Source organism: Streptomyces sp. NPDC004561, from assembly GCF_053602155.1.
Window position 1 is genome coordinate 1 of the sequence record NZ_JBSGDB010000203.1, and the last position, 15,184, is coordinate 15,184.

Annotated in this window: 12 protein-coding genes; 10 read left to right on the top strand and 2 right to left on the bottom strand. The window is 72.3% G+C overall.

What is annotated here, in order from left to right; genetic code table 11:
- Positions 1 to 146 precede the first annotated feature (146 nt).
- The 6 genes from ACWEN3_RS24775 (at position 147) to ACWEN3_RS24800 (ending at position 7,747) form a co-directional block, all read left to right on the top strand.
- A complete protein-coding gene (locus ACWEN3_RS24775) occupies positions 147 to 962 on the top strand; it encodes an inositol monophosphatase family protein (protein WP_452974927.1) in 816 nt (271 codons plus the stop codon).
- A 145-nt stretch (positions 963 to 1,107) separates the two neighbouring features.
- The gene (locus ACWEN3_RS24780) at positions 1,108 to 3,648 is read left to right on the top strand and encodes a discoidin domain-containing protein (RefSeq protein WP_452974930.1); all 2,541 of its coding nucleotides are present in this window, start codon (positions 1,108 to 1,110) and stop codon (positions 3,646 to 3,648) included.
- A gap of 321 nt (positions 3,649 to 3,969) precedes the next feature.
- Entirely contained in the window at positions 3,970 to 4,815 is an 846-nt protein-coding gene (locus ACWEN3_RS24785; protein ID WP_452974933.1) for an RNA polymerase sigma factor SigF, read from the top strand.
- A 273-nt stretch (positions 4,816 to 5,088) separates the two neighbouring features.
- Positions 5,089 to 5,829, top strand: coding sequence for an SDR family oxidoreductase (locus tag ACWEN3_RS24790; RefSeq protein WP_452974936.1), 741 nt, complete (start codon positions 5,089 to 5,091; stop codon positions 5,827 to 5,829).
- Between the two features lie 42 nt (positions 5,830 to 5,871).
- Complete coding sequence (locus ACWEN3_RS24795; protein WP_452974939.1) at positions 5,872 to 6,837, top strand: RNA polymerase subunit sigma-70; 966 nt, start codon at positions 5,872 to 5,874, stop codon at positions 6,835 to 6,837.
- 64 nt (positions 6,838 to 6,901) lie between these two features.
- A complete protein-coding gene (locus ACWEN3_RS24800) occupies positions 6,902 to 7,747 on the top strand; it encodes a DUF1206 domain-containing protein (protein WP_452974942.1) in 846 nt (281 codons plus the stop codon).
- A gap of 109 nt (positions 7,748 to 7,856) precedes the next feature.
- Here ACWEN3_RS24800 and ACWEN3_RS24805 read toward each other — a convergent pair whose 3' ends face one another.
- Positions 7,857 to 8,810, bottom strand: a complete 954-nt coding sequence (locus ACWEN3_RS24805) for a helix-turn-helix domain-containing protein (protein WP_452974945.1) — start codon at positions 8,808 to 8,810, stop codon at positions 7,857 to 7,859.
- Between the two features lie 133 nt (positions 8,811 to 8,943).
- Here ACWEN3_RS24805 and ACWEN3_RS24810 point away from each other — a divergent pair, with 133 nt between their 5' ends.
- From ACWEN3_RS24810 to ACWEN3_RS24825, 4 genes are all read left to right on the top strand, one after another.
- A complete protein-coding gene (locus ACWEN3_RS24810) occupies positions 8,944 to 9,297 on the top strand; it encodes an ANTAR domain-containing protein (protein WP_452974948.1) in 354 nt (117 codons plus the stop codon).
- An 18-nt stretch (positions 9,298 to 9,315) separates the two neighbouring features.
- The gene (locus tag ACWEN3_RS24815; RefSeq protein WP_452974950.1) at positions 9,316 to 10,401 is read left to right on the top strand and encodes an aminotransferase class I/II-fold pyridoxal phosphate-dependent enzyme; all 1,086 of its coding nucleotides are present in this window, start codon (positions 9,316 to 9,318) and stop codon (positions 10,399 to 10,401) included.
- 426 nt (positions 10,402 to 10,827) lie between these two features.
- Complete coding sequence (locus tag ACWEN3_RS24820; RefSeq protein ID WP_452974953.1) at positions 10,828 to 13,107, top strand: catalase; 2,280 nt, start codon at positions 10,828 to 10,830, stop codon at positions 13,105 to 13,107.
- 140 nt (positions 13,108 to 13,247) lie between these two features.
- Positions 13,248 to 13,490 carry a chaplin gene (locus ACWEN3_RS24825; protein WP_452974956.1) on the top strand — a complete coding sequence of 81 codons (243 nt, stop codon included), beginning with the start codon at positions 13,248 to 13,250 and terminating at the stop codon, positions 13,488 to 13,490.
- A gap of 48 nt (positions 13,491 to 13,538) precedes the next feature.
- Here ACWEN3_RS24825 and ACWEN3_RS24830 read toward each other — a convergent pair whose 3' ends face one another.
- A complete protein-coding gene (locus ACWEN3_RS24830) occupies positions 13,539 to 15,146 on the bottom strand; it encodes a PP2C family protein-serine/threonine phosphatase (protein ID WP_452974959.1) in 1,608 nt (535 codons plus the stop codon).
- Positions 15,147 to 15,184 lie beyond the last annotated feature (38 nt).

The following is a 15,184-nucleotide window of genomic DNA, read 5'->3' on the forward strand; positions in this document are numbered from 1 at the left end:
GTGGTACGTACTGCACGCACGACGAGCTGGAGCACGATGAGCCGGATATGGGCCGGGACCGACTGCGGCAAGACCCACCGCCACGCGTGGGCCCGGGCGTCCCCAACTCCCGTGGCACGTCATCGAGTCATGGCTATGCTGCGTCCATGTCGATCACCAACGGGGAGTCCGACGCGCACCTCGCCGTGACGGCGGCGCGGGCGGGCGCGGCCGTGGTCCGCGACCTGTACGGCCGTGGACTCGCGCGCTACGCCAAGTCCGCCGGCGACTTCGCGACGGAGGCGGACGTCGCCGCCGAGCGGGCCGTCCTGGACGTGCTGCGCGCCGCGCGCCCGGACGACGCCGTGACGGGAGAGGAGACCGGCGGCACCGGCGCCGCCGACGCCCACCGCCGCTGGCTCGTCGACCCGCTGTGCGGCACCCTCAACTACGCCGTGCGGACCATGCTCGTCGGGGTGAACGTGGCGCTGCGCGTGGGCCGGGAGGTCACCGCCGCGGCGACGGCCGACCCGTTCGGCGGGGAGGTCTTCTGGACCGACGGCACGCGGGCCCGGCTGCGCACGGACGGCGGCGACGAGGAGCTGATGCCCTCGGCCGAGTCCGCGCTGGTGGACGTCAACCTCGACCCGCCGTTCCCCAACGCCCCCGGTTTCCGGGCGGCCTTGCTCCTGGCCGACCCCGGCTTCGCCGAGCGGTTCCGGCCCCGGGTGATCTCCAGCACCCTCGCCGTCGCCTGGGTCGCGGCCGGGCGCCGCGCCGCCTACGTCACCGACGGCGACCTCAGCGACAGCGTGCACTTCGCGGCGGGCATCGCCCTGTGCCGGGCCGCGGGCTGCACGGTGACCGGTCTGTACGGCGAGCCGGTGCACACAGGTGCCGGCGGCCTGATCGCCGCGGCCGATCCGGAGACCCATGCCGCGCTCCTGAGGATGATCAAAGGCCAGGCCGAAGCCCGGAGTTGAGGCGTAGCGCGTACGCGCACCGAAGGTTTCGGCTTCCGAAGTCTTGTGGGCCCGATGGCTCACCACTTAAATCAAAGCATGAACTAAGTCGTAGGATAGGCGACTTGGTGAGTGACCTGACCCCACAGCCGCAGGGAGCCGCCGCATGAGACCGAGATCCCTGGGTGTCGCGCTAGCCGCCATGGCAGCGCTGATCGCCCTTCCCCTCACCCCCACCCGGGCCGCCGCGGCCGAAACCCCCCTGTCCCAGGGGAAGACGGCCACCGCGTCCTCCGAGGAGAACTACGGCACCACCGCAGCCGACGCCGTCGACGGCGACACGGGCACCCGGTGGTCCTCCGCCGCCACCGACGACCAGTGGCTCCAGGTGGACCTCGGGGCCACCGCCTCCGTCACCCGCGTCGTCCTCGACTGGGAGACCGCCTACGGCAAGGACTACAAGGTCCAGATGTCGCAGGACGGCACCACCTGGACCGACCTGAAGTCCGTCACCGGCGGAGACGGCGGCACCGACACCCTCGACGTGTCCGGGCAGGGCCGCTACGTCCGGATGCTCGGCGTGCACCGGGCGACCCAATGGGGCTACTCCCTCTGGGAGTTCCAGGTGTTCGGCAGCACCGGCGCCACACAGCCCACCTGCGGCACGGCCGACGCCGCCCAGGGCAGGCCCGCCTCGGCGTCCTCCACCGAGAACGCCGGCACCCCCGCCTCCGCAGCCTTCGACGGCGACAGCGCGACCCGCTGGTCCAGCCAGGCCGCCGACCCGCAGTGGCTCCAGGTCGACCTCGGCTCCGTCCAGGACCTGTGCGGGGTCGACCTGCGGTGGGAGACCGCGTACGGCAAGGACTTCCAGATCCAGGCATCCTCCGACGGCCAGAACTGGAGCACGCTCAAGAGCGTCACGGGCGCGACCGGCGGCACGGCGTCCTACGACGTCAGCGGCTCCGGACGGTACGTACGGATCTACGGCACCGCCCGCGGCACCGGCTACGGATACTCGCTGTGGGAGGTCGCCGTCCACACCGGCATCACCGGGACCCCGCCGATCCAGGGCGGCGGCGACCTCGGCCCGAACGTCATCGTCGTCGACCCCTCCACCCCGAACCTCCAGCAGAGGTTCGACGACGTCTTCGCCCAGCAGGAGTCGGCCCAGTTCGGCACCGGCCGCTACCAGTTCCTGCTCAAGCCCGGCACCTACAACGGCATCAACGCCCAGATCGGCTTCTACACCTCGATCTCCGGGCTCGGTCCGAACCCCGACGACACCCAGATCAACGGCGACGTCACCGTCGACGCGGGCTGGTTCAACGGCAACGCCACGCAGAACTTCTGGCGTTCGGCGGAGAACCTCGCCATCAAGCCGTCGAACGGCACCGACCGCTGGGCCGTCGCCCAGGCCGCGCCCTTCCGCCGTATCCACGTCCAGGGCGGTCTCAACCTCGCCCCGAACGGCTACGGCTGGGCCTCCGGCGGCTACATCGCGGACTCCAGGATCGACGGCACGGTCGGCCCGTACTCCCAGCAGCAGTGGTACACCCGCGACAGCTCGGTCGGCGGCTGGACCAACGGCGTGTGGAACATGACCTTCTCCGGCGTCCAGGGCGCCCCGGCGACCGATTTCGACAGCGGCCCGTACACCACGCTGGACACCACCCCCGTCTCCCGGGAGAAGCCCTTCCTCTACCTGGACGGCTCCACCTACAAGGTGTTCGTGCCGGCCAGGCGCACGAACGCCCGCGGTGTCTCCTGGCCGGCGAACGCGGGCACGTCCCTCCCGCTCGACCAGTTCTACGTCGTCAAGCCGGGCGCGACCGCCGCCACCATCGACGCAGCCCTCGCCCAGGGCCTCAACCTCCTGTTCACGCCCGGAATCTACCACCTCGACCGCACCATCGACGTCACGCGTCCCGACACCGTCGTGCTCGGACTCGGCCTCGCCACGCTCGTGCCGGACAACGGCGTCGACGCGATGCACGTGGCCGACGTCGACGGGGTGCGGCTCGCCGGCTTCCTGATCGACGCCGGGCCCGTCAACTCCGACACTCTGCTGCGGATCGGCCGGCCCGGCTCCACCGCCGACCACTCCGCGGACCCCACCACCATGCAGGACGTCTTCGTCCGCATCGGCGGCGCGGGACCCGGTCTCGCCACCAACTCGGTGGTGGTCGACAGCAACGACGCGATCATCGACCACACCTGGATCTGGCGGGCCGACCACGGCAGCGGAGTCGGCTGGGACACCAACCGCGCCGACTACGGCCTGCGGGTGAACGGCGCCGACGTCCTCGCCACCGGCCTGTTCGTCGAGCACTTCAACAAGTACGACGTGTACTGGAACGGCGAGCGCGGCCGGACGATCTTCTTCCAGAACGAGAAGGCGTACGACGCCCCGAACGCCGCCGCCGTCACCCACGACGGCGTCGTCGGCTACGCGGCCTACAAGGTCGCCGACTCGGTCACCACGCACGAGGCCTGGGGCCTGGGCAGTTACTGCAACTACACCGCCGATCCGTCGATCGTGCAGTCCAACGGCTTCCAGGTCCCGGTGGGCGGCGGCATCAGGATGCACGACCTGCTGGTGATCTCCCTCGGCGGCAACGGCCAGTACGCCCACGTCGTCGACACCACGGGCGCCCCCACCTCGGGGACCAGTACCGTCCCGTCCAAGGTGACGTCCTTCCCGTAGCCCGCTCCGCGTCCCGGGACCGGACCCCCTCAGGCCCCGGGACGCACCGCCGGACGGCTACCGGCTTCGCCCAGAGCCACGTCTCCACGCCGGTCCAGCGTCTGAGGGAGCGCGAACTCCCGCGGGCCGCCCCGGACCCCGCGGACGGCCGCCGCACCCTTCTCACCCTGACCGGACCCCGTACCCGCTGCCCATCGCCGGGGCCGGGTGGCAGGCTGTGGAGAGGGTGTGCGCATACGTGCAGGATGAGGGGGTAGGCGGCGGATCGTCGGCCCATTGAGGCCGGCGGTATTCGGTTTCGAACTTGGGAGGGGAAACACCATGGCGCTCACGAGGACAGCGGCTACGGACACGCGGACCAGCGAGCTGCCCGAAGTCGCCGACCCGGCCCAGGTGCCGCCCAAGGACGCCCGCGAGCTGTCCAGGCTGTTCTTCGACCAGCTGGCGGTGCTGGAGGAGGGCACGCCCGAGTACAGCTACGCCCGCAACACGCTGATCGAGATGAACATGTCCCTGGTCCGCTTCGCGGCCGGCCGGTTCCGCAGCCGTGGGCCGGAGGAGATGGAGGACATCGTCCAGGTCGGCATGATCGGGCTGATCAAGGCGATCGACCGTTTCGAGCTGTCCCGGGAGGTGGAGTTCACCTCCTTCGCCATCCCGTACATCGTCGGGGAGATCAAGCGGTTCTTCCGCGACACCACCTGGGCCGTGCACGTGCCGCGCCGGCTCCAGGAAGCGCGCGTCCAGCTGGCCCGCGCCACGGAGGAGCTCCGCAGCCGTCTGGGCCGTACCCCGACGGTCAAGGAGCTGTCGGAGCTGATGAGCCTGCCCGAGGAAGAGGTGTGCGAGGCCCGCCTGGCGGCCAACGGCTACAACTCCTCCTCCCTGGACGCCACGATCGGCGGCAGCGAGGACGGCGAGGCGGCGCTGCAGGACTTCATCGGCACCGAGGACGCCGCCCTGGAACTCGTGGAGGACTTCCACGCCCTCGCGCCGCTGATCGCCGAACTCGGCGAACGCGACCGGCAGATCATCCACATGCGGTTCGTGGAGGAGATGACCCAGGCCCAGATCGGCGAGCGCCTCGGCGTCTCCCAGATGCACGTCTCCCGGCTGCTGTCCCGCACCCTCGCCCGGCTGCGCGAGGGCATGCTCACCACCCACTGAACCCACTGATCGCCGTCGCGCCCGCGAGGTCCCTCCGGACCCCGCGGGCGCAACCGCGTACGCACCCGGGCTCGTGCCGCGACGCTCAGCGCACTGTTTCCGAAGAGGCGTCGGCGTTGCCCCGGGGCCCGGGCGGCGCCCGTCGGCGGTCGCACGCCCCGGCGGATGCCTCTCTCGCCGCGAATCTGAGCGCGTCCCCTCCTCGGCGACGGATTTCTCCCCTGTGGCTGGTCTTGATACGGACCGAACCCGACCACCACTTCGGAGTATCCGATGTCCGAAACCTTCCAGACCGCCGTCGTCACCGGTGCCAGCCGCGGCTTCGGGCGCGCGATCGCAGCCGCGCTCGTGGCCGCGGGCACCTCCGTCATCGGCATCGCCCGTGACGAGCGGGAACTGCACGCCGTACGCGACGAACTCGGCGAGCGCTTCACACCCGTCGCCGGCGATGCCACCGACGAAGCCCTCACGCTGGACGTCATCCGCACGCACCGTCCCCGCCTGCTCGTCCTGAACGCCGGGGCAGCGCCGCACATGGCGCCGCTGCACGAGCAGACCTGGGAAACCTTCAGCCGCAACTGGGAGGTCGACACCCGGCACGTCTTCACCTGGACGCGGGCGGCGCTGCGCGAGCCCCTGGCGCCGGGCAGCGTGGTCCTCGCGATGTCCAGCGGAGCCGCCCTCGGCGGCTCCCCGCTCAGCGGCGGATACGCCGGCGCCAAGGCCGCCGTCCGGTACCTCCGCGGGTACGCGGCCGACGAGGCGAGGCGGGCCGGCCTCGGCATCCGGTTCCACGCGCTGCTGCCGAGCCTGACCCCGGCGGGCGGAGTCGGCTCGGTCGGGGTCGCGGGCTACGCCGCGCGCCAGGGCGTCGACCGGGACACCTTCGTCGAGGGCCTGCAGCCGGTCCTCACCGCGGACCAGGTCGCCAAGGCCGTCGTGGAAATCGCCGGCGACCCCGGCAGCGGCCCGGAGTACCAGGTCAGCGGCGCGGGACTGCGTCCGATCGACTGAGCCGCCGCCTACAGTGGACCACACCGCACCCTGGGAGAAGCCGTGAAGCCGCCGGACGCAGAGTTCACCGCCCTGGCCGAGCCGTTCCGGCCGGAGCTGCTCGCGCACTGCTACCGGATGCTCGGCTCGATCCACGACGCCGAGGACCTGGTGCAGGAGACCTACCTGCGGGCATGGCGCGGGTTCGACCGGTTCGAGGGCCGTTCCTCGGTGCGGCGGTGGCTCTACATGATCGCCACCAGAGCCTGCCTGACGGCGCTGGAGACACGCTCCCGGCGGCCGCTGCCGTCGGGACTGGGCGCGCCCTCGGACGATCACCGGGTGGCCGTCGCCGCCCGGGAGCCGTCGGTGGCATGGCTCCAGCCGGCGCCGGACGCCCTGGTCGGCGCCGACGACCCGGCGGCGATCGCGGCCAGGAGGACGGGAGTGCGGCTCGCCTTCATCGCCGCACTCCAGTTCCTGTCCGCCAGGCAGCGGGCCGTGCTGACGTTGCGCGACGTGCTGGCGTTCCGGACCACCGAGGTGGCCGAGATGCTGGACACGACGAGCGCGGCCGTCGACAGCGCGCTGCGCCGTGCGCGGGCCCGTCTGGCCGAGGCCGGACCGGTCGAGGACGATCTGGCCGAGCCCGACGAGCGGACCCGGCGAACCCTCCTCGACGACTACGTCGACGCGTTCACCCGAGCCGACCCCGACGCACTGGTCAAGCTGCTGCGGGCCGACGTCGAGATGGAGATGCCGCCGATCCCGACCTGGTTCACCGGCCGACGGGCCGTCATCGGATTCCTGGCCGGCCGGGTGCTCCACCGGGACCTGTGGCGGATGGTGCCCACCCACGCCAACGGCCAGCCCGCCCTCGTCGTCCACAAGCACACCGGTGACGGCCGGTACGAGGCGTACGGCGTCCAGGTCCTGACCCTGATCGGCGCTCGCATCGCCCGTATCACGGCGTTCAACGACCCGAGCCTGGTACCCACGTTCGGCCACACGCCCGCGCTCGCCGTCTGAACCGGCAGCCATTGTCCGGGCCGTCGCGAGGTGTCGGGAGCGGCGGCCGGGGCACCGGCGTTATATGGATGCACAGTCATGGGCACTGCGGGGGCGTGGCCAGGCCCGCCGCGCGGCGCGCAGCACGGCGGTGGCCGTGGCTGCCCGGGCGGGCTATGCCGCTCTCGGACTGATCTACGTTCTGGTGGGCGTGATCGCCCTGCAGATCGCCTTCGGCCGGAGCGGGGGCCGGCAGCAGGCCGATCGCGGCGGCGCTCTCAGGGAGTTGGCCGGAAAGCCGTTCGGGTCGGCGTTGCTCTGGATCGTGGGCCTGGCGCTTGTGGGCATGGCGCTCTGGCGGCTGTCGGAGGCGGTGTTCGGCGGCGCGGGACCGGACGGCCGGAAACCGTCCGCGCGTGTCGTGGCAGCCTGGCGGTGCGTCTTCTACGTCTTCGCGTCCTACTCGGTCCTGTCCTACGCGGCGGGGGACCGGGGCAGCGGCAGCGGGTCCTCCGACCGGCGCACGGAGGATGTCACCGGCACGGCGTTGGGGTGGCCGGGCGGCCAGTGGCTCGTGGGCATCGCCGGTGTCGCCGTGGTGGTCCTCGGGCTGCGGGTGTCGATCCAGGCCCTGCGCAAGCAGTTCCGGGAGGATCTGCGGACGGGTGACATGTCGCCGGGCGCCAGGCGGTTCACCGACCTGTTCGGTGTGACCGGCGGCGCGGCGCGCGGCCTCGTCTTCGCCGTCGCCGGAGTGTTCGCCGTCGTCGCGGCCGTCCGGCACCAGCCCGGCGAGGCGAAGGGCGTGGACAACACGCTGCGCGCGTTCCGCGATCTGCCGGCCGGCCCATGGCTGCTCGCCGCGATCGCCCTCGGGCTGGCCGCGTTCGGCGTCTTCTCGTGGTGCGTCGCGCGCTGGCGCAGACTCTGAACCCGGGCTCAGAGGCCCGGAGCAGTGCCCCCAACGCCCACAGAACGGACCAGGTCCTCTCTCTTCCATGGCCTCCGACCTGATCGGGCCTACCCGCGGCCGGGACTTTTCAGCCGGCGGACAGGGTCTCGTGGGGAGCCCGTCCGTAACAGGCGCGGTAGAGAGCCGCGAAGCGGCCCGGATGGTGGAAGCCCCAGCGGGCGGCGATCGCGGTGACCGTGGCTCCGCTGCCCGGATCGGCGGCCACCAGGTCGTGGTGGACGTGCGCGAGACGCACCCGGCGCAGATGGGCGAGCGGTGTCGTCTCCAGGTGACGGCGGAAGGCGTACTGCAGGGCGCGGACCGTCACATGGGCCGCCGCGGCGATGTCCGCGACCGTGACCGGCTGGTCGGCGTGGTCGTCGATGTAGGCGAGCGCACGGCGCAGCATCGCCGGATGCGCGTCGTTGCGATCCGCCCCGGTGGGCTCGGTCAGGGCCGTGTTCGGAAACGCGTGCAGGACACTCGCCGCGAGGTGCTGTGCCGCCGTGGCGGCGATCAGCGGCTGGTCCGCGATCTCGGGATCGGACAGCACATGGTCACGCAGATGGGTGATGGTGCCGCTGAGCTGCCGGGCGGCGGCCGCCGAGCGCGGCCGGTGACCGGTCAGCCGGACCGGCCGGGCGTCGTCGGGACCTGCGGCCACCTGGCCGAGCAGTTCCGGGTCGAGCATCGTGATGTTGTAGCGGGCGTTGCAGATCCGGCCCGCGTACGGCAGGTCCGGCGGTGCGAACAGCACCATGTCCCCGGGGCCGAAGGAGTCCTCGACGCCCTGGAAGCCGTGGTCCCGCACCGTCCCCTCGTGGACGAGGCACAGACAGATCCTGCCCAGCGGGGTGACCGAGTAGCTCATCTCGAAGTCCAGGACGATCTCGTCGACGCTCACCGGAGGGATCCCGGTGCGGCGGATCCGCGCGCGGCTCGGTCCGGATCCGCCGCTGCCGATGCGCATCCTGGCGTAGGCGCGGCTGAGGAAGTCCTCCGTGAGCGCCAGATCGTCACTGTCGAAGGCGAGCTTTTCCATGGTCCCCAGTTGCCCCGGAATCACCCGTCCAAGGCCGCTCTGACCAGGTACTTTTCGTTCTCTGTACGGCGTCTTACCCGGATTTTCGCCTACTGGCTGTCGCCGCGGGGCCACGCCGCGCAAGGTGATTCGCATGATCGGACCTGACGAGCGGGCGGAGCAGGTGACGGAGCTCCGGGACGAGGTGACCCACCTGAGGCGGGCCGTGGTCTCGCACGCCCTGGTCGACCAGGCGATCGGCGTCGTCATCACGATAGGCGGCCTGCGTCCCGAGCAGGGCTGGGAAGTCCTCAAGCACGTGTCGCAGCACACCAACGTCAAACTGCGCGATGTGGCGCACTGCCTGGTGCGGTGGCCGGCCTGCGGCCGGCTGCCCGAGGTGATCCGCCGGGCGCTGCCCGCCGCCATGGAGCACGCCCGCGGGACCCACACCGACACCGGCGGCCAGAAGGCCGAGCCGACGGAACGGTGCGGCCGGCTCGGCTGACCGGACGCACGGCGCGGCGTGGTGCCGATCTGGGTCTCGCCGACGTTCGACACCGAACGGCATCTCGCGCATCCGCCCGAGCCCGACGACGTACGACGCCGGCTGCGCGAGCACCCCGACGCCAAGGGCATGCTGCTGATCACGCCCACCGACTGGGGCACCTGCGCCGACATCCGGGGAGTGGCCGACGCCTGCCACGCCGTGGACGTGCCGCTCATCGTGGACGAGGCCCGGGGCGCCCATCTGCCCTTCCACCCGGACCTGCCGGCCTGGGGCATGGACGCCGACGCCGACCTGGTGGTCACCAGCGTCCACAAGATGGGCGGCGCCATCGAGCAGAGCTCGGTCTTCCACCTCCAGCACGACCGGGTGGCGCCGGAGGTGCTCAAACAGCGCGAGGACCTGCTCGGCACCACCAGCGCCTCCACCCTGGTGTACGGCGCGCTGGACGGGTGGGGGCGCCAGATGGCCGAGCAGGGCCGCGAACTCCTGGACGCCGCCCGGCACCGGGCCGAGCGGATCCGGGCCGTGCTGGGGGAACTGCCGGGGCTGCGCGTGATGGGCGGCGAGGTCGTCGAGGAGGGGCTGGCCGCCGAGCTCGACCCGATGAAGATCGTCGTCGACGTACGGGAACTCGGCATCAGCGGCATGCAGGCCACCGAATGGCTGCGGGCACACCGGCACGTCGACGCCGGCGGCTCCGACACCTGCCGGATGAGCGCCTCCATCACCCACGCCGACGACGACGAGACCGAGAAGGTCCTCGTGGAGTCCCTGCGCTCCCTCGTGGAGCACGCCGACTCGATCGAACGGCGGCCGCCCGTGCACCTGTCCGAGCCCCACGTGCTGGAACTCGAACAGGCGGTCCTGCCCCGCGACGCCTTCTTCGGGCCCGCCGAACACGTGTCCGTCGAACGGGCCGCCGGCCGCGTCGCCGCCGAGACCGTGAGCCCCTGTCCGCCCGGCGTGCCCGTCATCGCGCCCGGGGAAGTGATCACGGCTGAGGTGCTGGACTACCTGCGCAGCGGTGTGGCGCACGGCTTCCTGATCCCGGACGCGGCGGACCCCTCGCTCCGGACCCTGCGGGTGGTGGCGCGCGCCTGACCGGCCGGTCCCGAACTGCGGGGACGCCGGGCAGCACCTAGGGTGTCCTGTGCGGGTGGCCAGGTGCTCGCCCGATCCCTCCGGGTCAAGAAGGCGGCCCCTGACGAAGGCACCCCCGGCAGGGGGCACTTGGCCCTGCCCGACCGGTCTCCGGGCCCGGACCAGTGCGTCCGGCGGGCCAGCTGTCCCGGCAACTCTATGGGAGACGGCCCGACTTCACCCCGGCCGGGAAATCCCCCGATTCCCGGTTTCGGACGCCCCGGCCCGGGGACCTCGGTACAGGGACTTGACCGACCCCTTTTATTCGGATTTCACCCGAACTGATGAACGTTGTCGGCCGTATGCCCCGGGCGTGGCCACCGCACATCGCAGACCTCCCCTCGCCGTGCCGGGCCCGCCCCCGTGACCAGCGAAGGAATGGTAGTGATGAGCGAGACGAACCCTCTGAAGCGAGCGGCGGACAAGGTGGCGGGCGCCCTGCAGGGTGAGAACGCGGGCCCCGAGGAGGGCATCCCCGGCAAGCCGGGCCCCGAGTCGCCGCCGGTCGCGGAGCCGACCGAGGCCCGGGAACCGCTGCCCCCGAAGCCCGACCAGACCGGCCCGGACACCGTCTCGCCGACCGGCCAGCCGACCGGCGCCGACCAGGCGCGGATGGCGCAGAGCGGCAGCTATCTGACCAACGCGCAGGGCACCCGGCTCTACGACACGGACCACTCCCTGAAGGCGGGTCCGCGCGGCCCGGTGCTCCTGCAGGACCACCACCTGCGCGAGAAGGTGATGCACTTCGACCACGAACGCATCCCCGAGCGTGTGGTCCACGCCCGCGGCGCCGCGGCGCACGGCGTCTTCCGCAGCTACGGCACGGCGGCGAGCGTGACCAAGGCGGCCTTCCTCGCCGAGGACGTCGAGACCCCGGTGTTCGTGCGTTTCTCGACGGTCCTCGGCTCCCGCGGCTCCGCCGACACCGTCCGGGACACCCGAGGCTTCGCGACGAAGTTCTACACCAGCGAGGGCGTCTACGACCTCGTGGGCAACAACATCCCGGTGTTCTTCATCCAGGACGCCATCAAGTTCCCGGACGTCGTGCACGCCGCCAAGCCGCACCCGGACCGGGAGATCCCGCAGGCGCAGAGCGCCCATGACACCTTCTGGGACTTCGTCACCCTGCACACCGAGGCCACCCACCACACCCTGTGGAACATGTCCGACCGGGGCATCCCGCGCTCCTTCCGCACCATGGAGGGCTTCGGCATCCACACCTTCCGCCTGGTCGACGCCGCGGGCGGGACGACCCTGGTGAAGTTCCACTGGAAGCCGAAGCTGGGCGTGCACTCCCTGGTGTGGGAGGAGGCCCAGATCCTCAACGGCGTCGACCCGGACTTCCACCGGCGGGACCTCGCCGACGCCATCGAGGCGGGCGCGTACCCGGAGTGGGAGTTCGGCATCCAGACCTTCCCCGACACCCCCGACCAGACCTTCGAGGGCATCGACCTGCTGGACCCGACGAACATCGTCCCCGAGGAACTGGCCCCCGTGCAGCCGATCGGGCTGCTCACCCTCAACCGCAACCCCACCAACTTCTTCGCCGAGACCGAGCAGGTCGCCTTCCACCCCGGCCACCTCGTCGCGGGCATCGACATCACCGACGACCCGCTGCTGTCCGGGCGGCTCTTCTCCTACCTGGACACCCAGATCACGCGCCTCGGCGGGCCCAACTTCGCGCAGATCCCGATCAACCGGCCGCACGCCCCCGTCAACGACATGCTGCGGGACAGCTTCCACCAGACGGCCGTGCACCGGGGCGTGGCCCCCTACCGCCCCAACTCCCTCGACGGCGGCTGCCCGTTCACGGCGGGCGCCGACAAGGGCGCGTACGTCGAGGCGCCCGTGCGCGTGCCCGAGGCGACCAAGGTCCGCGAGGCGCCGGCGTCGTTCGACGACCACTTCAGCCAGGCGCGCCGGTTCTGGCTCAGCATGAGCCCGGTGGAACGCGAGCACATCATCGGCGCCTACAGCTTCGAACTCGGAAAGTGCTACGAACAGGCCATCAGGGAACGGGGGTTGCAGGTCCTGGCCAACATCGACCCGGAGCTGTGCACGGCCGTCGCCGCCGGCCTCGGCCTGCCCGCCCCCGAGCCCACCGTGCCCCTCGCCGACGTCGCACCGAGCCCCGCCCTCTCCCAGGTCGGGCGCACCTGGCCCACCGACGGCCGCGTCATCGGCATCATCACCGGCCCCGACGGCGACCTCGACGGCGTGCGGGCCGTGCGCCAGGAGGTGCTGGACGGCGGCATGGTCCCGCTGATCGTCGCACCCACCGGCGGCACCCTCGGCTCGGGACCGGACGCCCTGGCCGTCCAGCGGACCTATGCCACCGCGCGGTCCGTGGAGTACGACGCCCTGCTGGTGGCCGGTACCCCCGGGGTCGGCGCCGACGCCTTCGGCGCCCGCGACGCCAAGGCCGGTCTGCCCACGACGCAGCAGGGCACCCCCGACCCCCGGGTGGGGCTGCTGCTGGCGGAGGCGTACCGGCACGGCAAGGCCATCGGCGCCGCCAAGGGCGGGGACGCCGCGCTGGAGGCGGCCGGCATCCCGCTCGACGCCCCCGGGGTGATCTCCGGCGACGACGCCACGGCCGTCCTGCAGCAACTCACCCGACTCCTGGCCGCGCACCGGGTCTGGGAACGCTTCCCCTCCGCCGCCTGAGCGAGGGGTCCGGCGGCCGACGGCGATCCCGGGGTGGTTCCCTCCGACGGGGGCCACCCCGTCGGCGTAACCGGAGAGGCGAAGCGCGCACCGGGCGGATGTGATGGACGCGACCCTCCGTCAACCAGTGAGGCAGATCAATGCGCATTCGCAGCATCGCCACAACGGCCCTTCTCGCAGGCTTCATCGCGCTGGGAGGCACGGCGACCGCCCAGGCGGCCGACCCGACCCCGACGACCGGCACCGCCAGCAACAGCCCGGGTGTCCTCTCCGGCAACGTGATCCAGGTCCCGATCGACATCCCGGTCAACGTGTGTGGCGACAGCATCGACCTCATCGGGCTGCTGAACCCCGCCGCTGGAAACATCTGCACCTCGCAGTGACGCCGTCCGTGCCGCCGGACCCCGTCGCGGGGCCGGCGGGACGGCGGTTCAGGACGCCGGGGTGCGACAGAGCAACAGGCAGATGTCGTCGTCGTGTTCGGAGTCGTGCAGCATCGGCTTCAGCAGCGAGTCGGCGGCCCCGTCCAGGTCCTCCAGGTCCGCCGCGCCGAGCGCGCCCATGGCCTGCGCGAGCCGGTCGATGCCCGCGTCGATCCCGGCGGACCGCCGCTCCACCAGGCCGTCCGTGTAGAGCGCGAGCGTGGAGCCCGCCGGCAACTCCACGGTGTGCTCCTCGTACTCGTACGGCACCGGGACCCCGAGCATGATCCCCGGCTTCGCCTCCAGGACCCGCACCTCGCCCTCCGGGCCGCGCGCGACCGCGGGCGGATGCCCGGCGCCCGACCACACCACACCCGGGACGCCGGGCGTGAACCGGGCGATCGCACAGGTCGCGTACAGCTCCGGCTGCTGATGGCGCAGCATCCGGTGCAGCAGCGTGAGGATCTGCGCGGGCCCGTTGCCCTCGACGGCGTACGCGCGCAGGGCGGTGCGCAACTGTCCCATGATCACCGCCGCGCGCAGCCCGTGCCCCGTGACGTCCCCTATCACCGCCAGCACACTGCCGTCGGGCTGCGGGAACGCGTCGTACCAGTCGCCGCCGATGTTCAGGCCGTGCGTCGCCGGCAGATAACGCGCCGCCAGCGCCAGGCCCGGGGTGCCGGGCAGTTCGGTCAGCTGGGCGCGCTGCAGTTCCTCGGCGACGTCCCGGTGCTGCTCGTACTGGCGGGCGTTGTCCAGCGCGATGCCCGCCCGCCGGGCCAGCTCCAGCAGCATCACGGTGGTGTCCGGGTCGAAGTGGTCGCCCGGTGCGGACAGCGTCAGCACACCCTGCGCGGTGCGCGCGCCGAGCGGCAGGCACAGCAGCGGCCGGTCCGGGCACAGGGCCGAGGCCGGCAGGTCGTCCACGCCCGGGAGGCCCGCGGGGTGCGGCCCGGCGTGCTGCGGGCGCCCGGTGCGGGCCGGCGTCACCGTGGCCGCCGCCCGACCGCCCGTCGGCGTCCCCTCGTCGTCGACCAGCCAGATGTCGACGTGCCGGGCGTACGCCGGGACGAGCAGCCGGGGCAGCCGGCGCAGGATGTCCTCGTGGTCGAGCGAGGCGTTGAGAGCGGCGCTGGCGTTGGCGAGGAAGGTCAGCAGCCGCCGGGCGTTCTCCGCCTCGGCGCGTGCGGCCCGCTCGGCGTCCAGCAGTTCGCGCTGGGCCAGCGCGGCCGCCTCCAGTTCGGCGTGCAACGCCAGCACTCCCTGGTTGGTCTGGTGCAGCTCCTCCCGGTGGAACCGGACCAGTTCCTCGGTCTCGTCCAGGCTCGCCAGCACGGCGGCCACGTCCTCGTCGGCCCGCAGCACCGCCTCGGCGAGCGCGGCGCCGTCCAGGTCGGCGGGCCGGGGGAGGGGCCGGGGCAGGGGCGAGGAACAGACCAGGGTGTGCTGCCACGGCTCAGGCCCGCTCAGGGCGACGCGCAGCGCCCCGTCGCCCTCGGCGGTCAGGGTCAGTTCCAGCCGGCTCCCGTCCACGCAGGGGCGCAGGCGGGCGGCGAGCGAGGTCAGGACCAGGACCGTCAGCGCCCGGATCGCCTCCCGCATCGAGCTGCGCGAGATGCCCAGCTGCGCGGCGAGATCCCGCTCGGTGGGCAGCC